The sequence below is a fragment of the Pseudomonas sp. PME37.24/025 genome (assembly GCF_055556615.1).
Genome location: NZ_JBVHNK010000159.1, coordinates 1 through 275 on the forward strand (window position 1 = coordinate 1; position 275 = coordinate 275).

Genomic DNA, 275 nt, shown 5'->3' on the forward strand with positions numbered 1-275 from the left:
CGGCCGTGATGTACTGGACCCGCTCCGGCGATCTCATGGTGATGGTGATCCTCGGCGGCATGGGCTCGCTGTTCGGCCCCGTCATCGGCGCGGTGGTCTACCTCCTGCTGGAAGAGTTCTTGTCGCAGCTCACGGAATACTGGGCGCTGATCATGGGGCCGCTCTTGCTGCTTGTCGTGCTGTTCGGCCGCGGCGGCATCATGGGCCTGCTCGGGAGGTTTTCGCGTGGCTGATCCGCTGCTCCGCGTGAAAGATCTGGTGCGCCGCTTCGGCGG

General features: G+C 65.5%; 1 protein-coding gene. It reads left to right on the forward strand.

Annotated elements, in window-relative coordinates; all coding sequences use genetic code 11:
- On the forward strand, positions 1–233 hold a 233-nt coding region (locus tag ACZ3HH_RS29905), incomplete at its 5' end, for an ABC transporter permease subunit (RefSeq protein WP_465810181.1).
- Positions 234–275 lie beyond the last annotated feature (42 nt).